The 19,125-nt window shown below is 67.7% G+C and carries 16 protein-coding genes and 1 pseudogene; 4 read left to right on the top strand and 13 right to left on the bottom strand.

Annotation, left to right across the window (positions count from 1 at the left end):
• Positions 1–61: 61 nt before the first annotated feature.
• Together PGN16_RS16040 and PGN16_RS16045 are read left to right on the top strand one after the other, a co-directional pair.
• The gene (locus tag PGN16_RS16040; RefSeq protein ID WP_335310388.1) at positions 62–1,693 is read left to right on the top strand and encodes a HamA C-terminal domain-containing protein; all 1,632 of its coding nucleotides are present in this window, start codon (positions 62–64) and stop codon (positions 1,691–1,693) included.
• On the top strand, positions 1,690–3,852 hold the full coding sequence (locus PGN16_RS16045) for a DEAD/DEAH box helicase (RefSeq protein ID WP_335310389.1): 2,163 nt from the start codon (positions 1,690–1,692) through the stop codon (positions 3,850–3,852). The genes PGN16_RS16040 and PGN16_RS16045 overlap by 4 nt, the downstream gene beginning before the upstream one ends.
• 482 nt (positions 3,853–4,334) lie before the next feature.
• Here the strand turns inward: PGN16_RS16045 and PGN16_RS16050 are convergent.
• The 10 genes and pseudogenes from PGN16_RS16050 to PGN16_RS16095 all read right to left on the bottom strand — a co-directional run.
• Positions 4,335–4,499: pseudogene (locus tag PGN16_RS16050) on the bottom strand (IS3 family transposase); the annotation flags it as partial.
• 211 nt (positions 4,500–4,710) lie between these two features.
• Positions 4,711–5,736 carry a CaiB/BaiF CoA transferase family protein gene (locus PGN16_RS16055; protein ID WP_335310390.1) on the bottom strand — a complete coding sequence of 342 codons (1,026 nt, stop codon included), beginning with the start codon at positions 5,734–5,736 and terminating at the stop codon, positions 4,711–4,713.
• Position 5,737: 1 nt separating this feature from the next.
• Positions 5,738–6,721: an NAD(P)H-dependent flavin oxidoreductase gene (locus PGN16_RS16060; protein WP_335310391.1), complete on the bottom strand. Its 984-nt coding sequence runs from the start codon at positions 6,719–6,721 to the stop codon at positions 5,738–5,740.
• Positions 6,721–7,881: an acetyl-CoA C-acetyltransferase gene (locus tag PGN16_RS16065; protein WP_335310392.1), complete on the bottom strand. Its 1,161-nt coding sequence runs from the start codon at positions 7,879–7,881 to the stop codon at positions 6,721–6,723. Before PGN16_RS16065 ends, PGN16_RS16060 begins: the two co-directional genes overlap by 1 nt.
• A 4-nt stretch (positions 7,882–7,885) precedes the next feature.
• Complete coding sequence (locus PGN16_RS16070) at positions 7,886–8,668, bottom strand: enoyl-CoA hydratase/isomerase family protein (protein WP_335310393.1); 783 nt, start codon at positions 8,666–8,668, stop codon at positions 7,886–7,888.
• Positions 8,665–9,735, bottom strand: coding sequence for a phosphotransferase (locus tag PGN16_RS16075; RefSeq protein WP_335310971.1), 1,071 nt, complete (start codon positions 9,733–9,735; stop codon positions 8,665–8,667). The genes PGN16_RS16070 and PGN16_RS16075 overlap by 4 nt, the downstream gene beginning before the upstream one ends.
• Entirely contained in the window at positions 9,732–10,508 is a 777-nt protein-coding gene (locus tag PGN16_RS16080) for an enoyl-CoA hydratase-related protein (RefSeq protein ID WP_335310394.1), read from the bottom strand. The genes PGN16_RS16075 and PGN16_RS16080 overlap by 4 nt, the downstream gene beginning before the upstream one ends.
• Positions 10,505–11,662: an acyl-CoA dehydrogenase family protein gene (locus PGN16_RS16085; RefSeq protein WP_335310395.1), complete on the bottom strand. Its 1,158-nt coding sequence runs from the start codon at positions 11,660–11,662 to the stop codon at positions 10,505–10,507. Before PGN16_RS16085 ends, PGN16_RS16080 begins: the two co-directional genes overlap by 4 nt.
• Positions 11,659–12,420, bottom strand: a complete 762-nt coding sequence (locus PGN16_RS16090; protein WP_335310396.1) for an SDR family NAD(P)-dependent oxidoreductase — start codon at positions 12,418–12,420, stop codon at positions 11,659–11,661. Before PGN16_RS16090 ends, PGN16_RS16085 begins: the two co-directional genes overlap by 4 nt.
• 30 nt (positions 12,421–12,450) lie before the next feature.
• The gene (locus tag PGN16_RS16095) at positions 12,451–13,578 is read right to left on the bottom strand and encodes an acyl-CoA dehydrogenase family protein (RefSeq protein ID WP_058756357.1); all 1,128 of its coding nucleotides are present in this window, start codon (positions 13,576–13,578) and stop codon (positions 12,451–12,453) included.
• Between the two features lie 69 nt (positions 13,579–13,647).
• Between PGN16_RS16095 and PGN16_RS16100 the strand changes: the two genes are divergently transcribed.
• Entirely contained in the window at positions 13,648–14,280 is a 633-nt protein-coding gene (locus tag PGN16_RS16100) for a TetR/AcrR family transcriptional regulator (RefSeq protein WP_058756356.1), read from the top strand.
• A 103-nt stretch (positions 14,281–14,383) separates the two neighbouring features.
• Positions 14,384–15,907, top strand: coding sequence for an acyl-CoA synthetase (locus tag PGN16_RS16105; RefSeq protein ID WP_058756355.1), 1,524 nt, complete (start codon positions 14,384–14,386; stop codon positions 15,905–15,907).
• A gap of 7 nt (positions 15,908–15,914) precedes the next feature.
• Here the strand turns inward: PGN16_RS16105 and PGN16_RS16110 are convergent, their stop codons facing one another.
• From PGN16_RS16110 to PGN16_RS16120, 3 genes are read right to left on the bottom strand one after another with little or no spacing between them, the layout of a single operon-like run.
• Entirely contained in the window at positions 15,915–17,147 is a 1,233-nt protein-coding gene (locus PGN16_RS16110; protein ID WP_335310397.1) for an NAD(P)/FAD-dependent oxidoreductase, read from the bottom strand.
• The gene (locus PGN16_RS16115) at positions 17,144–18,250 is read right to left on the bottom strand and encodes an NAD(P)-dependent alcohol dehydrogenase (protein WP_335310398.1); all 1,107 of its coding nucleotides are present in this window, start codon (positions 18,248–18,250) and stop codon (positions 17,144–17,146) included. The genes PGN16_RS16110 and PGN16_RS16115 overlap by 4 nt, the downstream gene beginning before the upstream one ends.
• A 9-nt stretch (positions 18,251–18,259) precedes the next feature.
• The gene (locus PGN16_RS16120; RefSeq protein ID WP_083500466.1) at positions 18,260–19,108 is read right to left on the bottom strand and encodes a helix-turn-helix domain-containing protein; all 849 of its coding nucleotides are present in this window, start codon (positions 19,106–19,108) and stop codon (positions 18,260–18,262) included.
• Positions 19,109–19,125: the final 17 nt, after the last annotated feature.

A 19,125-nucleotide genomic window follows, 5' to 3' on the forward strand; every position in this document is an offset into this window, starting at 1 on the left:
TCAAACGATCGGCATCATGCGCTTAGGTGGTGAACCGCCTACCGGTCGGAAACTCGCCTTTATGCCATTCGACAGCTTGATCGATCCAGCGACGGCCTCCGATGCAGGGGGAGTTGCCGGACGACGCGGGCAGAAGCACCAGGACCACGTCGCAGCGAGCTACGTCATCGCGATGCTATCGGATCCGGGCATTGCGCAGATCGAATGCGAGACGGCCGACGACATAACCATCCGCCGCTCGGCTGCCGACGGCGGGACCGACAATGAATATGTGCAGGTAAAGACGACCGACAATGAGGACAAGTGGACGGCGACGGCGCTCCTGGCGCGCGAGGATGGCAGGGAGGGGAGCTCGATCGCCGAACGCTCGCTTGCCTGCGACGCCCACCCGGGCGAACCGTCGTTCCGCATAGTCACGAATCGGGAGCCGAGGGGCAACCTTGCCTCGTTCAAGAGGCCTCCTGGTTCGAGGTCCCCCACCGACGCGGCCCTCCAGGCCGCCAGCGCATCAATCGCCAAGAGGTATCCCAGCTTCAGGTCTATCAACGGCCGTAGCCTCGGCGACTGGTGCGACAGGCTCCTGTGGGAGGTGGAGCCGGATCTCGCGAGGCTTGCAGACCGGAACACGCTGGAACTGCACAAGCTCGCGAACAAGCAGGGCGAGCGACCGAGCACCGTCGACGTGGAGGCGGCCTACGGACAGCTGCTGAACATTGTGATCGACGCGGGCGATGCGTCCCGCGTCCTCACACCCGAACGCAAGCGCATCTCCCGGGAGGCTGCCCGGGCATGGTGGCGAGGTCGCATCGCCGCCTTCGCGGCGGAGACGCGGAGGACCGTCAAGGTCTACCGCGTGAGAACGGACGAGTTCTTCTCCCGCTTCATGCTCTCCGACGAGAGCGCCATCAGCCGCACGCTCGCTGCCTACGACGTCGAATACGACGGCGAGCGCTGGCGCTCCGAGGAACTCGTCCGCCACCTCATCGACTGGATACCCGAGGTGGTGCTTCCGCCCGAGATTCTGGCGACCTTCGACCACCTGTCCGCGCGCGCCGTTCTGTCACGGGCGATTAGGGCCTGCGACGCGCGGGGCGCGCTGCCGACGCAGGAGCTACTGACCGAGCTGATGCTCCATGCCATCCTCAGGCACCACCACGGTTCGGAGCCGATCGCCTGTAAGATATTCCACATGAGCGGAGGCCTGATGACGTTCGGAAGCGCGCACATTGTCTTCGATGATGCCGGCGACCAGCTTTGGCTGGGACAGACCAGGGTCACCGTCGCGGCGGACAGGGCCGCCCTTCCGTCCGCCGTGGCCGCGAGCCTCAAGGCCTCCCTCGATCGGAACGTGCTCAGGGAGGAACGGGAGATCATACTTCAGCTGCGCCACCCCGCCCATCTTAGCGATCACGAGCTCGGCAGATCCATGGCGGCGCACGGCAGGGTCGACGACCTACTGGCCGTCCTCCACGTTCCCCTGTTGATCGCCTACGACAGCGCGACCCTAGGCCGCGGCTTCTCGGCGGATTACCTCGAAGGGCTGCGTGCCGAGGCCGAAGGCATATACGAGAAGCTAAAGGCGGAACTCCACGTCGACTTCGGGGATGTCCGCATCCACATCTTCCTGATCCCCGTCGAGTGCGCCGCCACGCTCGCCCGGGCGTTCGAGACGGCCCTGAGAGCCGGTCGATGACCCCCGAGGAAGCAAGGGGGGCGCTAGCCGGCGACCGCATCTCTCCCGAAGACACCTTCGGAGTGCTCCGGACGATCAGCGCGCTGGCGAACGACAGCGGCCGGCAGTCCACCGCGAGAGACCTCGTGATCCGAGCGCTCGCGATAAGAGATCGAATTCGACCGGACTTCATCCCGCTCCTCGACAGCCTCGTCCGCGTCGTCGGCCTGATTCCCTACGCCGATCCGGAGCAGAACCGGTCCATCGACGACTTCTACGTGCTGGAGGCCCATCGTGCGCCTGTTCCGGACGGCGACCTGCTGTTCCATACCCTACAGCTGCAGATCTTCCACGACCTCCTGCGCAGGCGCAACGTGGTCCTCAGCGCGACGACAAGCGTCGGGAAGAGCCTCGTCGTGGACGCCGTCATCGCCACGGGCCGCTTTCGGCACATCGCGATCATCGTGCCGACGATCGCGCTAATCGACGAGACGCGTCGTCGACTGGGGGGACGCTTCGCGGCGAGCCATGATATCATCACCCATCCCAGCCAGACTCCGGATCCCCACCGACCGGCCGTCTTCGTGCTGACCCAAGAACGCGCGCTGGCCCGAGACGACCTGGGATCGGTCGAGTTCTTCGTCATCGACGAGTTCTACAAGCTGATCGTCGGTGACAAGGACCCGGATCGCGCCGTGGACCTCAATCTGATCTTCGCGCGGCTGGCGGGACAGGGAGCGCAGTTCTACCTCATCGGTCCGACGGTCGGCGCGGTGGTCGGCATAGCCGCCCGCTACAATCCCGTATTCGTTCCATCCGAATTCTCGACCGTCGCGCTCGACATCGTCGAATTCAGCTATCCGGACAACAGCGACGAGCGGAAGGACAAGCTGATCGAGCTGTGCTCCGACCTCGAGAGTCCGACGCTGATCTACTGTCAGTCCCCGCCGCGGGCCAGCCTGCTCGCCGAGCATCTGCTCGCGCACGGCTCCTTCGAGCTGAGCGAGGCGACCGCCGACGCCGTGGACTGGCTGCGGCGCGAATATCCGGGCGAGTGGATACTAACTAGGGCGCTCGAACGAGGTCTCGGAATACATCACGGGAACGTCCCCCGCGCAATCCAGCAATACATGGTTCGCGCCTTCGACGCGGGCGACATCCGGCACATCATCTGCACGTCGACCCTCATCGAGGGTATCAACACCGTGGCGGAGAACGTCATCGTTTACGATCGTCGGGTGAAGACGACCGGTTTCGACAACTTCACGTTCCGCAACATCGCAGGACGTGCCGGCCGCATGCGTCGATACTTCATCGGCAAGGTGTTCGTTCTGGAAGCCGCTCCCGCCGACGAGGCGCTATCCGTCGACGTCGCCGTCGGCCGACAGGACGAGAACACCCCCGCCTCCCTCATCCTGGAACTACCGGAGGAGGAGCTGACGCCGGTATCGAAGGCGCGCGTCGGCGAAATCATCGCGTCGAGCCCTCTCTCCATCCAGACCCTCCGTCTGAACCGGCACATTGAGCTCGGACGGCAATACGCCCTCCACGACGTAATTTCGAGAGACATCGTCCTGCTCGAGGACGCGCTCGTCTGGTCCGGAATGCCCCAGCCCTTCCAGCTGAGGATGGTCTGTGAACTCATACACGACCACCTCGATGGGGCCGCGCTGAGCCAATACGGCATCAAGAGCGGGAAGGCGCTCAAGGCGGAGCTCGACAGGCTCCGCGTCGCGAAGACCTTTCGCTCCTACATTGATCACCGCTTGGAGAACAAATCTGAATATCAGACGACAAGCGAGTCCGTCGAGAAGACTTTGCAGTTCATGCGGCGGTACGTCGGCTACACGTTTCCTCGCAGTTTGATGGCAATCAGTCACATACAGGCAGAAGTGCTGACGCGCGCCGGGCGGACGACGGTGGGAGACTACAACCTGCTGGCCTCTCGAGCGGGGAGCCTGTTCATGAACGCGAACGCCTTCGCGCTGGACGAGTACGGAGTCCCCCCGGAAACCGCGCGGAAGCTGGCCGCCGCCGGGGGCGACCCCGAGACGCTGAACGACGCCCTGGTGCTCGCCGTTGCAGCTTTACGTCTACCCGGGATCGATCTGCATCCCTTTGAACGCGAGATTATCACCGATCTTCAAAAGACGCTTTCACCAAGACAGGTGGCCAAGTAAGATCAGAATAGGCGCGGAGCGTCCCGGGGAAGGGCCAACGTCGCTGAAGCGGTCGGGGTACCGATCATTGCGAGTGGGATTTGACGGCGCCCGATGCCGTATCTCGAGCAACATGCTCTCCTGCTCACATACCATATTTTTGGATCGCGACTGCGTTGCTGAGGGAGACTGCCCCTAATGGATCAGCTCGGATCCGCCGCTAGCGACGAGCGGTTTGGCGGTTGCCCCGAGTAGATGAATGGGCGTCCGGTTCTGGGAAGGGGCTAAGCCGCGCTCGGCGTCCGGGTGTGGGTCTCCTAGGCCGTTACCGCGGGCGGCGGACGACGGCCTCTTCCCGGCTCATCGTAAGATGATCAGACCAGGAGGCATCAGGAAACCGAGCCTGCATTTCCCGTGCTTCCGACCTCCCCAACCGCGACGCGGCTCCGTTTTATCGAGAAGCTTTGGGGAAGGCTGCAAGCTTCGGAGTACCGGTCCAGATTGTAGGGGAAGTCGCCGATCAACCGCTGTCTGGGCGCCTCGGCGGGGAACTGGCGGTCGAGGATGTTGTCGGCAACGACCGACCGCAAACCACCGTGCTTGAGCAGGCCACGACGTCGCGGACGCGCCCTCAGGCCATGCATGCGCATCGGTCGTTTGATGCGGTATCAGGCCAGCCTGAACATAGGAATCTGCAAGCTTTAAGGCATCTACCAGCTCAAGAATGATGGTCATGATGGCGCCGAACTAGCAAGATGCTGTTGCGGCGGTTGAGGGAGGACTGTTCGAAGTTCATGCCAGTGGCGATAGCGGAGGGCACGCACGAGCGCTTCATCAACTGCTGATAGGTGCAGGCCCGGTGACAAGCGGATAAGATTTTTAGCGGCCTGTTTGAGCCGCGCTAGGTGTGCGTGACAGGCGGGGGGCGGCGGTGGCTTGGGCAAGGTTTTGCTGGTTGATGAAGGTGTTTCGTGCGGTGAGATGCTCGTCGCGTGTCGCTTCCTGAGCCGATAGGACGGGTGTTACGCACGCATCGGTGTCGCGGAACAGCTGTATCCAGTGGTCACGGGGAGCGGTCAGGAACGTGTTTTCGAGCGTTTCGGTCGTCTTCGGCCAATCCTGTTCGCGTTGGGACAGGCCGGTGTCGGTCAGGCCTAGAATGTCGAGCAGTTGCGACCAGAACGCCGGTTCGATCGCGCCCACGGCGACCTCGCGATCGTCCGCGCATTTGTAGGTGCGATAGAAGGGTGCGCTGCCGCCGAGCATGTTGTGCGCGCGGTCGAGCGAGAGGCGGCCGGACGGCAGCAGGCCGGTGAACATCGTCATGAGGTGGCTGACCCCGTCGACAATCGCGGCGTCGACCACCTGTCCTTGCCCGGATCGCTCCCGCTCCCACAAGGCGGCGAGGATGCCGAAGGCGAGGAACATCGATCCGCCGCCGAAATCGCCGACCAGGTTGAGCGGCGGAATCGCGCGGCGGCCCGGTTCGCCGATCGCGTCCAGTGCGCCGGTCAGCGCGATGTAGTTGATGTCGTGCCCGGCGCGGCGCGCCAGCGGACCGTCCTGTCCCCAGCCGGTCATCCGGCCATAGACCAGCGCAGGATTGCGTGCGAGCACCACCTCCGGGCCGAGGCCGAGCCGTTCCATGACGCCGGGCCGGAACCCCTCGATGACCACGTCGGCACGGTCACACTGGTCGAGCGCGGCGGTGCGTCCGGCGTCGGTGCGGATGTCGAGCGTCATTGTGATGCGCCCGCGATCCATGATCGGGTTGGGCCAGCCGTTGCCGCCTTCGCGATCGATGCGGATCACCTCGGCGCCATGATCGGCGAGCATCATCGCGCAATGCGGGCCCGGCCCGATGCCGGCGAACTCGACCACGCGCAGCCCGGTGAGCGCGCCCATCTCAGGCAGCCGCGCGGAAGCCGGAGAGCCGCGCGGCGATGATCGCCTCCGCCTCGCCGACGATCCGCTCGATCAGCTCGCGACAGGTGGGCACGTCGTGGATCAGCCCCTGCACCTGTCCGGCCCAGACCAGCCCGGCATCGAGATCGCCGGTCTCCAGCGCGATGCGGCCCTTCGCACCCGATACGAGGGGGCGAATGTCCTCGAACACCGCCTCGGGTTGCGAGGAAATTGCGACCACCTTGTCGGACACGCTCGTCCTCGCGACGCGCCCGGTATTGTGGAAGCGGCGGAAGATCAGGTTCGTCGCACGCTCGTCATTGGCGACAATCAGCTGCTTGACCGCGTCGTGGATCGGCGCCTCGACCGTCGCGCAGAAGCGCGTCCCCATGTTGATCCCCTCCGCACCCAGCGCGAGCGCCGCGACCAGCCCGCGCCCATCGCCGAACCCGCCGCTGGCCAGCATCGGTACCGTCACCTTGTCCGCGGCGGCAGGGATCAGGATCAGCCCCGGAATATCGTCCTCGCCGGGATGGCCGGCGCATTCGAAACCGTCGATCGAGATCGCGTCGACGCCCATCCGCTCCGCCGACAATGCGTGGCGGACGGCTGTGCATTTGTGGATCACGGTCAGCCCGTGCGCCTTGAAATGCTCGACATGCTCCTGCGGACGATGTCCGGCGGTTTCGACGATGGTGACGCCCATGTCGATGATCGCCTGCCGGTATTCGGCATAGGGCGGGGGGCTGACCGAGGGGAGGATGGTCAGGTTCACGCCGAACGGCTTGTCGGTGAGCGTCCGGCAGCGCGCGATCTCACGACGCAAATCGTCAGGGGTCGGCTGGGTCAGCGCTGTCAGGATGCCCAGCCCGCCGGCGTTCGAGACCGCGGCAGCGAGTTCGGCGCGCCCGACCCACATCATCCCGCCCTGAACGATCGGATGTTCGATCCCGAGCAGCTCGGTAATGCGTGTCCGCAGCGCCATCACAGCGCCTCGACGATGGTCACGTTGGCGATCCCGCCGCCTTCGCACATCGTTTGCAGGCCGTAGCGCTTGCCACGGGCACGGAGCGCGTGGATCAGCGTCGTCATCAGCTTGGTGCCGCTTGCACCCAGCGGATGGCCGAGCGCGATCGCGCCGCCGTTGACGTTCAGCCTCGCCGGGTCCGCGCCGACGTGCCCGGCCCAAGCGAGCGGCACCGGCGCGAACGCTTCATTCACCTCGTAGAGGTCGATCGCATCGATCGACAGCCCGCTCTTCTTGAGCGCCTTGTCGGTGGCGAACAGCGGCTCCTCCAGCATGATGACCGGGTCGCCCGCGGTGACGGTCATGTCGACGATCCGCGCGATCGGGGTCAGGCCGTGTTCCTTGAGCGCGCGCTCGCTGACGACCAGCACGCCGCTCGCCCCGTCGCAGATCTGGCTGGCGTTGGCGGCGGAGATGACGCCGCCCTCCGCCAGCAGCTTCACCGCGCCAATGCTCTCCAGCGTCGCGTCGTAGCGGATGCCCTCGTCGCGGACGTGCGGTTCGCCATCGACCAGCACCGGGACGATCTCCGCATCGAACGCGCCCGCCTCGGTCGCGGCGGCGGCGCGGCGGTGGCTTTCCAGCGCGAAGCGGTCGAGCGCGACGCGGTCGAAGCCGTGCTTTCGCGCGATCATCTCCGCGCCCTTGAACTGGCTGAATTCCGCGATGCCGAAGCGTGCGGCGATGCTTTCGCTGACCGGGCCGATGCCGATCCCTTCCTTCTGGTGAAGCGACAGGTTCGAGAACATCGGCACGCGCGACATGCTCTCCGCGCCCGCCGCGATCACCACGTCCTGCGTGCCCGACATGACCGCCTGCGCAGCGAAGTGGATCGCCTGTTGCGACGATCCGCACTGGCGGTCGATCGTTACGGCGGGAACGCTGTCGGGCAGTTTCGAGGCGAAGACGACGTTGCGCCCGAACGCGAAGGACTGCTCCCCGGCCTGCGTGACGCAGCCGAGGATCACGTCGTCGATCGCCGCCGGGTCGATGCCGGTGCGATCGACCAACGCGTCGAGCACCGCCGCGCCGAGATCGGCGGGGTGGACGCCAGCCAGCCGGCCGTTGCGGCGGCCCCCGGCGGTTCGGACGGCATCGACGATATAGGCTTCGGCCATCGGATCAGGCTCCTTCGAACGAGGGTTTGCGGCGCGCGAGCAGGGCGGCGATGCCCTCGCGCGCTTCGGCTTGGTCGCCGGCGACGGCGATGGTCGCGGCTTCGCGATCGAGATGATCGGAGAAGGTGGCGGTGGCGCCGTCGAGGATCAGGGCGCGCGCCGCGCCGATCGCCGCGGTCGGTGCCGCCACCAGCCGCGCAGCGAAGTCGGCCACGACGATGTCGAGGTTGGCGTCGTCGGCGAGGCAGGTGACCATGTCCAGCTGCGCTGCCTCTTCCGCCGAAACACGCTGGTTCGTGAGGATCATCGCCTGCGCGCGGCGCAGACCGACGATGCGCGGGAGCAGCCAGCTCATCCCGCCATCGGGCGTCAGGCCGATCGCGGTATAGGCGGCGGTAAAATGTGCGGAGCGTGCCGCGATCACCACGTCGCCGAGCAGCGCCAGACTGAGGCCCGCCCCGGCGGCGGGGCCGTTGACCGCCACGATCAGCGGCTTGGGCATCGTGGCCAATGTCCTGAGCGCGCTGTGGAGCGTGTCGGCCAGCGCGCGCAGGAACGCGTTGGCCGCATCGCCCGCCGCGGCCATCGCGGAGACGTCACCGCCCGCGCAGAACAGTCGGCCAGCGCCGGTCAGCACGACGCAGCGGATCGCGGGGTCGGCGGCGACGTCCGCCGCGACCTCGGCAAGCCGGTCCGCCAGCGCGGGATCGATGGCGTTGCCGCTTTCGGGACGGTTCAGCACGATGCGCGCGACCGCGCCGTCGCGGTGCAGGAGGACGGTGGTCATCGACAGGCCTCCATCGCGTCAAGGGCCAGACGGGCGACCTGCGGAAAGCTGGCGGCGCGGTTGCGTGCGTGCGCGGAGGCGGCGGTGCCGCGGATTACGCGGCCCTTGATCCCGTGGAAGATTGCCGCCAGCCGGAAGAAGTTGAACGCGACGTAGAAGTCGTAGTCCGGGATCGCCGCGCGCCCGGTGCGCGCGCAATAGGCCGCGATATAGTCCTGCTCGGTCGGGATGCCGAGCGCGGCGATGTCGGCGCCTGCAAGCCCCGCGACGATCTCGGGCGGCATCCGGTACATCATCGCGTGATAGGCGAAGTCGGCGAGCGGATGGCCGAGCGTCGACAATTCCCAGTCGAGCACCGCGAGGATGCGCGGTTCGGTCGGGTGGAAGATCATGTTGTCGCAGCGGAAATCGCCATGGACGATCCGCGTTTCGTCGTCGGTCGGGATGTTCGCAGGCAGCCACTCGACCAGCGCGTCCATCGCGGGGTCGCACCCGGCGTCGGTGTCTTCGCGATACTGCCGGGACCAGCGCGCGATCTGCCGTGCGAAGTAGTTGCCGGGGCGGCCGTAATCGCCGAGCCCGACCGCTTCGTAATCGACGCCGTGCAGCGCCGCGAGCGTGGCGTTCATCGCGTCGAAACAGGCGGCGCGATGCTCCCGCGACACGTCGGGGAAGGTGGCGTCCCAGAAGATGCGGCCCTCGACCAGTCCCATGACGAAGAAGGGCGTGCCGATCACGTCGTCGTCTGCGCAGACGCCATGGATCGGCGCGACCGGGACAATCGTCTTCGCCAGTGCGGTGAGGATGCGCGCCTCACGCAGCACGTCGTGCGCGCCCTTCAGCAGCGAACCGGGCGGCTTGCGGCGCAGCACATAGGCGGCGGTCGGGGTGTGCAGCCGATAGGTCGGGTTGGACTGGCCGCCCTTGAATTGCTCGACCGTCAGCGGCCCTGCGAAGCCCACGACATGCTCCGCCATCCACGCGGCGAGCGCGGCTTCGTCGAAGCGATGCGCGTCGCGGACCGCGGTAGTGCCGGCGTTGGCGGCCTGGCTGAGCGCGCCGGTCATCGCCCGGTCCATGCGGGGGTGCGCTTTTCCGCGAACGCCGCCGGTCCCTCCACCGCGTCCTGCGACGTCATCATCGCGGCGATGGCGGGATACTCCCATTGCTCGCGCAGGAAACGTTCGGCTGGGGTGTCGAGCCCGCGCAATACCGCTTCCTTGGTGGCGCGCACCGCCATCGGGCTGCACGCGAGGATCTCGGTTGCCCAGCGCCGCGCCGCCGCCAGCATGTCGCCATCGACGACCTCGTTGACGAAGCCGAGCCGCTGGCCTTCCTCCGCGCCGACGCGTCGCCCGGTCAGCATCATCCCCATCGCATTCTTGAGGCCGACGACGCGGGGCAGCCGCTGCAACCCGCCCGCCAGTGCCGCCAGCCCGACGCGTGGCTCGGGCAGCGCGAACGACGCCGAGCGTGCCGCGACGATCAGGTCGCAGGCCAGCGCGATCTCGAACCCGCCGCCCATCGCGACGCCGTTGACCGCGGCGATCACCGGCTTGGCCATGTCGAAGCGCGCGGTCAGCCCGGCGAAGCCGGTCGCCGGGGTCGACATCCCGCCGCCCGACGCCTGCTGCTTCAGGTCGTGGCCGGCGCAGAACGCCTTCTCGCCCGCGCCGGTGATGATCGCGACCCATTGTTCGGGATCGGCGGCGAAGGCGTCGAACGCGGCGGCGAGTTCGTCATGTGCAGCGGCGTTCAGCGCGTTGTGCGCTTCCGGCCGGTCGATCGTGACGATCGTCAGCCGCCCCTCGCGCGTGACCTTGATGTAGCGGTACGTCATTTCGCGTCCTTCCGGTCGCGCTTGATCTTCTTGGCGAGGCTCCATTTGTGGACCTCGGTCGGGCCGTCGTAGATGCGGAAGGCGCGGATTTCGCGAAACACCTGCTCGACGATCGTGTCGCCCGTTACGCCCGTACCGCCCATCACCTGGACGCAGCGATCCGCGACGCGCATCAGCGCCTCCGACACCGCGACCTTGGCCATCGAGCTTTCCGCGCCGCCGTTCGCGCCGCCGTCGAGCACGTCGGCGCACCAGTCGACCATCAGCTCGGCCTGTTTCAGGTCGATCAGATTGTCGGCCAGCATGAAGCCGGCGCCCTCGTGGTCGATCAGCGGCTTGCCGAACGCGTGGCGCCGGCACGCGTAATCGGTCGCGATCTCGTTCGCGCGGACGCACGCCCCCAGCCAGCGCATGCAATGCGACAGCCGGGCGGGGGCGAGGCGGATCTGCGCGTACTTGAAGCCCTCGCCGCTGTGCCCCAGGATCTGGTCGGCGGGGACGCGGAGGTTGTCGATGCGTACCACCGCATGGCCGCCGGGCATCGAGTTGTCGATCGTGTCCAGCACGCGTTCGATCACGATCGCCGGATCGGGCAGGTCGACCAGGAACATGCACGCGCCGTCATTCGACTTCGCCATGACGATCCCTATCGCCGCGCCGTCCGCGCCGGTGATGAACGCCTTGCGCCCGTCGACGACCCAGTGATTGCCATCAAGCGTGGCGGTGGTCTGCATCATCGACGGGTCGGAGCCGGCACCGCCGTCCTCGGCGGGTTCGGTCATGAAGAACGCCGACCGCGCCTCGCCGCGCACCAGCGGGTCGAGGAAGCGGCGCTTCTGTTCCGGCGTGCCGACCTTGCCGAGCAGGTACATATTGCCCTCGTCGGGCGCGGCGGTGTTGACCGCCAGCGGGCCGAGTGGCGACAGGCCGGACTGGCGCAGGACATATGCCGTCTCGCGCTGCGTCAGGTGCGTGCCGTCGGGCAGGATGTGCGGGGTCAGCACCCCCGCCGCGCGCGCCTTCTCGCGCAGTTCGGTGACCAGTTCATCGCTCGGCCCGTGTGCGGTGCGGCGCGGGTCGTGTTCGTAGGACACGACCACTTCGCGCACGAACGCCGCGACCCGCGCGCCGATTTCCTCCGCGCGCGCGCTCATCGCGGCGCCATGCGGATCGCGCCGTCCAGCCGGATCGTCTCGCCGTTGAGCATCGGGTTGGTGACGATCGCCTCGACCAGCCGCGCATATTCGTCGGGCTGCCCGAGCCGCGAGGGGAAGGGCACCTGCGCGCCGAGCGAGTCCTGCGCCTCCTGCGGCAGCGTCGCGAGTAGCGGCGTCCAGAAGATGCCCGGCGCGATCGTCATCACGCGAATGCCGTAGCGCGCCAGCTCACGCGCGATCGGCAGCGTCATGCCGACCACGCCGCCCTTCGACGCGGCGTAGGCGGCCTGGCCGATCTGCCCGTCATAGGCCGCGACCGAGGCGGTGTTGACGACCACGCCGCGTTCCTCGCCGACCGGATCGGCGGCGTGCAGCGCGGCGGCGAACTTCGACAGCACGTTGAAGGTGCCGAGCAGGTTGATGGTCATGATCTTCGCGAACGACGCGAGCGGAAGCGGCTGGCCCTCGCGATCGATCACCTTCGCAGGCTGTCCGATCCCGGCGCAATTGACGAGGATGCGGGCCTTGCCGTTGACCGCCTCGGCCTCCGCGATGGCGTTCGCGACCGCGTCTTCGTCGGTCACGTCGACGCGCACGAAGTGGCCGCCGATCTCCGTCGCCAGCGCCTCGCCCATGTCGGCGTTCAGGTCGAAGATCGCGACCTTCGACCCGGCCGCGGCGAGTCGCCTCGCGGTGCCGCCGCCCAGCCCCGAAGCGCCGCCGGTGACGATGGCGGCCATGCCCTCAATCCGCATATCCCACTCTCTCCTGTATATTTTCGTTCGTCAGAGGCCGCGTGCGATCACCATTCGCTGGATGTCCGACGTGCCCTCGTAGATCTGGCAGACGCGCACATCGCGGTAGATCTTGGCGAGGCCATATTCCTCGAGATAACCGTAGCCGCCGAGCGTCTGGATCGCGCCCGAGACGATCGCCTCCGCCGCTTCGGACGCGAACAGCTTCGCCATCGACGCCGCCTGTAGCGCGGGTTGCCCGGCATCCTTCAGCGCGGCGGCGTGCAGCACCATCAGCCGTGCCGCCTCCAGCCGCGTGGCGAGATCGGCTAGCCGGAAGCCGACCGCCTGATGCTCGATGATCGGCTTGCCGAAACTCGCCCGGTCGCGCGCATAATCGATCGCAATGTCGAGCGCCGCCTGCGCCATCCCGACCGACTGCGCGGCGATGCCGATCCGCCCCGCCTCCAGATTGGACAGCGCGATCGCATAGCCGCGCCGCTCCGCGCCGAGCAGCGCGTCGTCGGGGACCATGCAGGCGTCGAAGCGCAAGGCGCAGGTGTCCGACGCGGCCTGTCCCAATTTGTGCTCGACCTTGTCGACCGAATAGCCTGGCGTGTCGGTCGGCACGAGGAACGCCGACATGCCCTTGCGCCCCGCCGCGGGGTCGGTGACCGCGATCACCATCGCCACCTTGGCGATCCGCCCCGAGGTGATGAACTGTTTCGCGCCATCGAGTTGCCAGCCGCCCGCGACCCGCGTCGCGCGGGTGCGCAGCGCGGCGGCGTCCGACCCGGCATCCGCCTCGGTGAGCGCAAACGCCCCGATGGCGTCGCCGGCGATCAGCGGGGGCAGCCAGCGCTCGCGTTGCGCGGGGGAGGCGTCCTTGAGCAGCCCCGACACCATGATCGAATTCTGGATCGACACGATCGTCGACAGCGCGCCGTCGGCGGCGGCGATCTCGATCAGCGCGAGCGCATAGGACACGTAATCCGCCGCCGCGCCGCCCAGCTCGGCAGGCGCGGTCATTCCCAGCAACCCCATCGCGCCCAGTTCGCGGAACAGCTCGGGCGGGAAGCCGCCCGCTGCCTCATAGGCGGCGCCGTGCGGGCGCACCTGTTCCTGCGCGAAGCTGCGCACCGTGTCGCGGATGGCGGTCTGGGTCTCGGAAAGAATCATCTACCGTTCCGACTAAATGCTACTGATGAGTAGGTTGCGTTCCCGCGGGTCGGGTGTCAATAGTCCGGCATGGCCAAAACGATGCCCGCCGAGCCGCCATCGCCGTTCCCCGACCGTGCGCAGCGGCTTGCCAGCCGCGCGGCGAAGCGCGACGCGCTGTTGCTGGCGGCGGTCAGGATGTTCAACGAACACGGCTTTCACGCGACGTCGCTCGATGATGTCGCGGCCAGCCTGGGCGTGTCGAAACCGACAATCTACCACCACCTCGGCAACAAGGATCAGGTGCTGCTGGAATGCGTGTCGATCGGGTTGGGGCAGTTGCGTGAGGCGGCGGCGGTCGCGGCGGCGGAGCCGGGGCGGGGGATCGACCGCCTGCGCGACTTCCTGATCCGTTATGCGCGGATCAACATGGACGATTTCGGACGCTGCGTGATCCGCACCGGCGACGAGGCGCTGTCGCCCGACAGTGCAGCGCGCTTCCGCAGCCTGAAGCGTGAGATCGACGATGCGCTGCGCGACCTGATCGCGGCGGGGATCGCGGACGGATCGGTCGTGGCGGATGATCCGAAGTTGCTGGCGTTCGCGCTGGCTGGCGCGCTCAACTGGCCCGCGCGCTGGTTCGTGCCCGGCGGTACGCTGGGCGCGACCGAGGTGGCGGAGCGGATGGTCGCGATGTTGATCGAGGGGGTCGCGCCGCGCTGACGATTGTTCGTCGCGCGCGCCGATTTCGACATTTCTTGCGCGGCGATTGCCGCCGGTCCGCACGCGTGGTTCCTCCGGGTACAAAATACGATGGAGAGGACAGATGCACCCGGCTGAACATGCCGTCCGGTGGCCGGACAAGGCGGCGGTCGTCATGGCCGAGAGCGGCGATCGCCTGAGCTATCGGCAACTCGACGAACGATCGAATGCCAGTGCGTGGCAGTTGCGCAGCCTGGGGCTGAAGCACGGCGACGTCGTCGCGACGCTGTTCGCCAACGCGCCGGAGGTGTTCGTGTTCGGCTGGGCCGCGCAGCGCACCGGGCTGTACCAGACCGCAATCTCGAACAAGCTGAGCGCGCGCGATATCGCCTATATCCTTGGTGACTCGGGGGCGAAGTTGCTGGTCGTATCGCCCACCTGCCGCGATCTGGCGCGCGAGGCGCTGGCCGGGCATCCCGAACTGGCGGCGTTCGTGTGGGACGGTGGTTACGACCGGTTCGGCGACTGGTCCGCGGCGGTGGCGGGGCATCCGGTTACCCCGATCGCCGACGAGAGTGCGGGGACCGACCTGCTCTACTCGTCGGGCACCACCGGGCGGCCGAAGGGCGTGATGCCCGAACTTCCCGACGGGCCGATCGCGCACGAAACGCCGCTGACGCGGATGGGGGCGGGGTTGTACGGCATGGATGCGGGGACGGTCTATCTGTCGACCTCGCCGCTCTACCACGCCGCGCCGCTGCGCTGGGCGATGACGGTGCAGCGGCTGGGCGGCACGGCGATCGTCATGGAGCGGTTCGAGCCGGAGGCGACGCTGGCGCTGATCGAGCGGCACTGCGTCACCCACGCCACGTTCGTGCCGACGCATTTCGTGCGGATGCTGAAACTGCCGGAGGAGGTGCGTGCGCGTTACGATCTGTCCTCGCTGCGGGCGGTCGTCCATGCCGCCGCGCCGTGCCCGGTGCCGGTCAAGCGGGCGATGATCGACTGGGTCGGGCCGATCCTCCACGAATATTATTCCGGGACCGAGAGTTGCGGCATCACCGCGCTGTCGAGCGAGGAATGGCTGCGCAAGCCGGGATCGGTAGGACGCGCGGTGCTGGGCACGTTGCATATCACCGACGATGACGGGAACGAGCTGCCGGTCGGGGCGACCGGCGACGTCTATTTCGGCGATGGGCCAGCCTTTCGCTATCTCAACGATCCCGCAAAGACCGCCGCGGCGCACGACCATCGCGGCTGGGCGACGCTGGGCGACGTCGGGCATGTCGACGAGGACGGCTATCTGTTCCTGTCTGATCGCAAGAGCTTCATGATCATCTCCGGCGGGGTGAACATCTACCCGCAGGAGATCGAGAATCTGCTCGTCACCCATCCGGCGGTCGCGGACGTCGCGGTGATTGGCGTGCCGTGCGAGGAGATGGGGGAGATGGTGCTGGCGGTGGTGCAGCCTGCGCCGGGTGTCGTGGCCGATGACGCGCTGGCTGCGGAGTTGCGGGCGTTTGCGCGGGTGGCGCTGGGGGGCGTGAAGACGCCGCGGCGGGTTGACTTCGTCGCCGAGCTGCCGCGTGAGCCGACTGGGAAATTGGTCAAGCGCACGCTGCGGGAGCGTTATCTGCGCCCGCAATGACGTGAAGTCAGGTGGTCGCGAGCTCCTTTAGCGTGCGGGTCTTGTTCGCCAGCACCTCCGCTGAAATGCGCGCGCCAGCGATCACCAGCGCGCGTCCCTGCACGTAATCGCGAACCGCATTGACCGCGTCGATCGCGATCACCCGGCCCTCGCGCAGATAGACGATCGAGAAGCTGCGCTCCGCCGGCACCCCGCGCACCACCGCCTGGTCGAAGCCCGACGACAGCCCGACCGTCTGTAGCTTCAGGTCGTACTGGTTCGACCAGAACCACGGCACCGCGTCATACGCCGCCTCGCGCCCGATGATCGCGCGTGCGGCGACAGTAGCCTGGTCGGTGGCGTTCTGCACGGATTCGAGACGGATCGTCGCGCCGTCTGCAAAGCGGTTCGCATGCGCGGCGCAGTCGCCGATCGCATAGACATGCGGCAGGGTGGTGCGACAGCAGGCGTCGACCGCAACGCCGTTTCCGGTTGCCGCGCCCGCATCGGCCAGCGGCGCGATCGCGGGGACGATGCCGATGCCGACGATCACCATATCGGCGCGCAGCACCTCGCCGCTCGCCAGCCGGACGCCGGTGACGCGGGTCTCGCCCTCGATACATCGCACCGCCGCGCCGAGCAGCACGCGCACGCCATGCGCGCGGTGTTCGCCCTCGTAGAAGCGCGACAGCGGTTCGCCCGCGACCCGCGCCAGCACACGGTCGAGCGCCTCGACCAGCGTCACCGACTTGCCGAATTTGGTCAGTGCCGCCGCCGCCTCCAGCCCGATATAGCCGCCGCCGACGATCACGACGTCGCGGGCGTCGGGCAGCTCCGCGAGCAGCCGGTCGACGTCCGCGCGCGTGCGGACGGCATGGAGGCCCGCCAGATGATGCCCCTCGCAAGTCAGCCGCCGCGGCTCGCCTCCGGTCGCCCAGATCAGGTCGCCATAGCCGATCACCTGCCCGTCGTCGGTGTGGACCGTCATCGCGGTGGGATCGACCGCCACGACGCGCGTGCCGGGCAACATGGTGACCTGTCGCTCTTCCCAGAAAGCGGCGGGGCGGATCAGGATGCGGTCGAACGGCTTGTCGCCGGCCAGATATTCCTTCGACAATGGCGGGCGTTCGTAGGGCAGGTCGGGCTCGGCACCGACGATCGCGATCGTGCCGGCGAACTTCTCCTGTCGCAGCGCGATCGCCGCCGCGGCCCCGGCGTGGCCGCCGCCGACGATCACGACGTCGAAGCGAGTATCGGTCATGGGATCAGCACCACCTTGACGCAATCGCCGCGCTTCTGCGCGTCGATCGCCGCGTTGATCTCGGCCAGCGGGAAGGTCGTGACCAGCCGGTCGAACGGGAAACGCCCGGCGCGATGTGCCGCGATCAGCTCAAGGATGAAGGTCTGCGGATCGCTGTCGCCCTCCATGATTCCGACCACGCGCTGGCCGTAGGTGATCATGCCCGCGATGTTGATCGCGACGGCGTCCTCCGCCTTGGGCGGCACGCCGACCAGCCCGAGCATCCCGCGCGGGGCGAGCGCAGCCAGCGCCGCCTCGATCGCGGCGACCCGCCCGCTGGTATCGAAGGCGAAGTCGACGCCGCCGGGCAGGATCGCGCGGATTGCTGCGGTGACGTCGCCTGCCGCCGGATCGACGACATGCGTCGCGCCGAGGTCGAGCGCGAGTTGTCGGCGCGCGGCGACCGGTTCGACCAGCACGATCGTCGCGCAGTCGCGGATCACTGCGCCCATCACCGCCGCGAGCCCGACCGGCCCGCCGCCGACGATCGCGATCGACGATCCCGCCGGGCACGCCATCGACCGCATTACGCCGCCCGCGCCGGTCTGGAACCCACAGCCCAGCGGGCCGAGGATCTCCAGCGGTGCATCGGGGTCGACGACCTTCACGACGTTGCGCGCCCGCACGACGGTGTACGCGGCGAAGCTCGACTGGCCGAAGAAGTGCGAGGACACCGGCGTGCCGCCAGCCGAGAAGGCCGTCGACCCGTCCTCCAGCCGCCCGCCGGCATAATTGAGTGGCGGGAAGTCGCTGCAATAACTGGGCAGCCCGTCGTCGCACCGCGCGCAATGCCCGCAGCTGGAGAAGCCCAGCACCACGCGGTCGCCCGGCTGCAATCCCGACACCTCCGCGCCGACCGCCTCGATGACCCCGGCGCCCTCATGCCCCAGCACCGCGGGGAGCGGATAGGGGACGAACTGGTCGCGGAACACCAGATCGGTGTGGCACAGCCCGACGCCGACGATGCGGACCAGCACCTCGTCCGCGCGCGGCGCCGCGACGTCGAGCGTCTCGATCGTGAAATCGGCATGCGGCTGACGCGCGACGGCGGCGATGGTCTGCATGAACGTCCCCTATTGGATGGTCTGTCGCCAGCCGCTCGGCGTCTGGCCGGCATATTGGCGGAAGGCACGGGTGAAATGGCTCTGGCTGGTGAAACCGAGCTGGTCGGCGATCGCGGCGATCGACAGGTCGGACGCGCCGAGCAGGTCCTGCGCCCGTTCCAGCCGCGCCTTCATCACATATTGATGCGGCGTGATGCCGGTCGCCTTCTTGAAGACGCGGCAGAAATGCGAGGAGGTGAGGCCGGCGCGCGCGGCGAGCGCCTCCAGCGTGTGCGGCTCTTCCGGCCGCGCGAGGATCTCGTTCATGATCTGGTGCATGCGATAGGCGGAGAAATCGGCGCTGGGGAAGGCGTGATCCCCGCTCGGCGTCGTGCCGCGTAGCGTGTGCGCCTTCAGCGCGTCGAGCAGCGTGCCGATATACGACACGCGCTCCTGCGTCGGGGCGGCATAGAGTTCGCCGAGGATCTGCCGCGTGAGCGCGATGCCGAGCGGATCGGCGAAGGCGAAGCGCATAGCGCGGAATTGATCGACCGCGCTCTGCTGCGTCAGCTCGGCGACCGGCACCGACACGGTCACGACGTCCAGCTCGCCATCGATCCGCCAGCCGGTGCTGACCCCCGCCGGCACGATCGTCGCGCAGCCGGGGATCGAGCGCGACTGGCTCCAGTGATCCGCCTCCCACAAGCGGGTGTCGGGCTTTCCGCCGACATGCACGACGAAGACCGGATCGACCAAAGCGGGCAGTTCGTAGCTGCCGATGAACTGCCGCCAGCGTGCGAATTGCCACGCGCCGATGTTCACGCTGCGGTCGGGCGCGCGGCCCAGCGTCCTGGTGATGATGTTTTCGTTGCTGGGCACCGCCGACACCTCCCTCT

Source organism: Sphingomonas phyllosphaerae, assembly GCF_036946485.1.
Classification (GTDB): domain Bacteria; phylum Pseudomonadota; class Alphaproteobacteria; order Sphingomonadales; family Sphingomonadaceae; genus Sphingomonas; species Sphingomonas phyllosphaerae_E.

What these genes read in the sequence shown, in the direction of transcription:
- PGN16_RS16040 (WP_335310388.1), top strand. Translation starts at nt 62, where the DNA reads ATGCCATTCGACAGCTTGATCGATCCAGCGACGGCCTCCGATGCAGGG.
- PGN16_RS16045 (WP_335310389.1), top strand. Translation starts at nt 1,690, where the DNA reads ATGACCCCCGAGGAAGCAAGGGGGGCGCTAGCCGGCGACCGCATCTCT.
- PGN16_RS16055 (WP_335310390.1), bottom strand. Translation starts at nt 5,736, where the DNA reads ATGGGCGCGCTCACCGGGCTGCGCGTGGTCGAGTTCGCCGGCATCGGG.
- PGN16_RS16060 (WP_335310391.1), bottom strand. Translation starts at nt 6,721, where the DNA reads ATGGCGCTGCGGACACGCATTACCGAGCTGCTCGGGATCGAACATCCG.
- PGN16_RS16065 (WP_335310392.1), bottom strand. Translation starts at nt 7,881, where the DNA reads ATGGCCGAAGCCTATATCGTCGATGCCGTCCGAACCGCCGGGGGCCGC.
- PGN16_RS16070 (WP_335310393.1), bottom strand. Translation starts at nt 8,668, where the DNA reads ATGACCACCGTCCTCCTGCACCGCGACGGCGCGGTCGCGCGCATCGTG.
- PGN16_RS16075 (WP_335310971.1), bottom strand. Translation starts at nt 9,735, where the DNA reads ATGACCGGCGCGCTCAGCCAGGCCGCCAACGCCGGCACTACCGCGGTC.
- PGN16_RS16080 (WP_335310394.1), bottom strand. Translation starts at nt 10,508, where the DNA reads ATGACGTACCGCTACATCAAGGTCACGCGCGAGGGGCGGCTGACGATC.
- PGN16_RS16085 (WP_335310395.1), bottom strand. Translation starts at nt 11,662, where the DNA reads ATGAGCGCGCGCGCGGAGGAAATCGGCGCGCGGGTCGCGGCGTTCGTG.
- PGN16_RS16090 (WP_335310396.1), bottom strand. Translation starts at nt 12,420, where the DNA reads ATGCGGATTGAGGGCATGGCCGCCATCGTCACCGGCGGCGCTTCGGGG.
- PGN16_RS16095 (WP_058756357.1), bottom strand. Translation starts at nt 13,578, where the DNA reads ATGATTCTTTCCGAGACCCAGACCGCCATCCGCGACACGGTGCGCAGC.
- PGN16_RS16100 (WP_058756356.1), top strand. Translation starts at nt 13,648, where the DNA reads ATGGCCAAAACGATGCCCGCCGAGCCGCCATCGCCGTTCCCCGACCGT.
- PGN16_RS16105 (WP_058756355.1), top strand. Translation starts at nt 14,384, where the DNA reads ATGCACCCGGCTGAACATGCCGTCCGGTGGCCGGACAAGGCGGCGGTC.
- PGN16_RS16110 (WP_335310397.1), bottom strand. Translation starts at nt 17,147, where the DNA reads ATGACCGATACTCGCTTCGACGTCGTGATCGTCGGCGGCGGCCACGCC.
- PGN16_RS16115 (WP_335310398.1), bottom strand. Translation starts at nt 18,250, where the DNA reads ATGCAGACCATCGCCGCCGTCGCGCGTCAGCCGCATGCCGATTTCACG.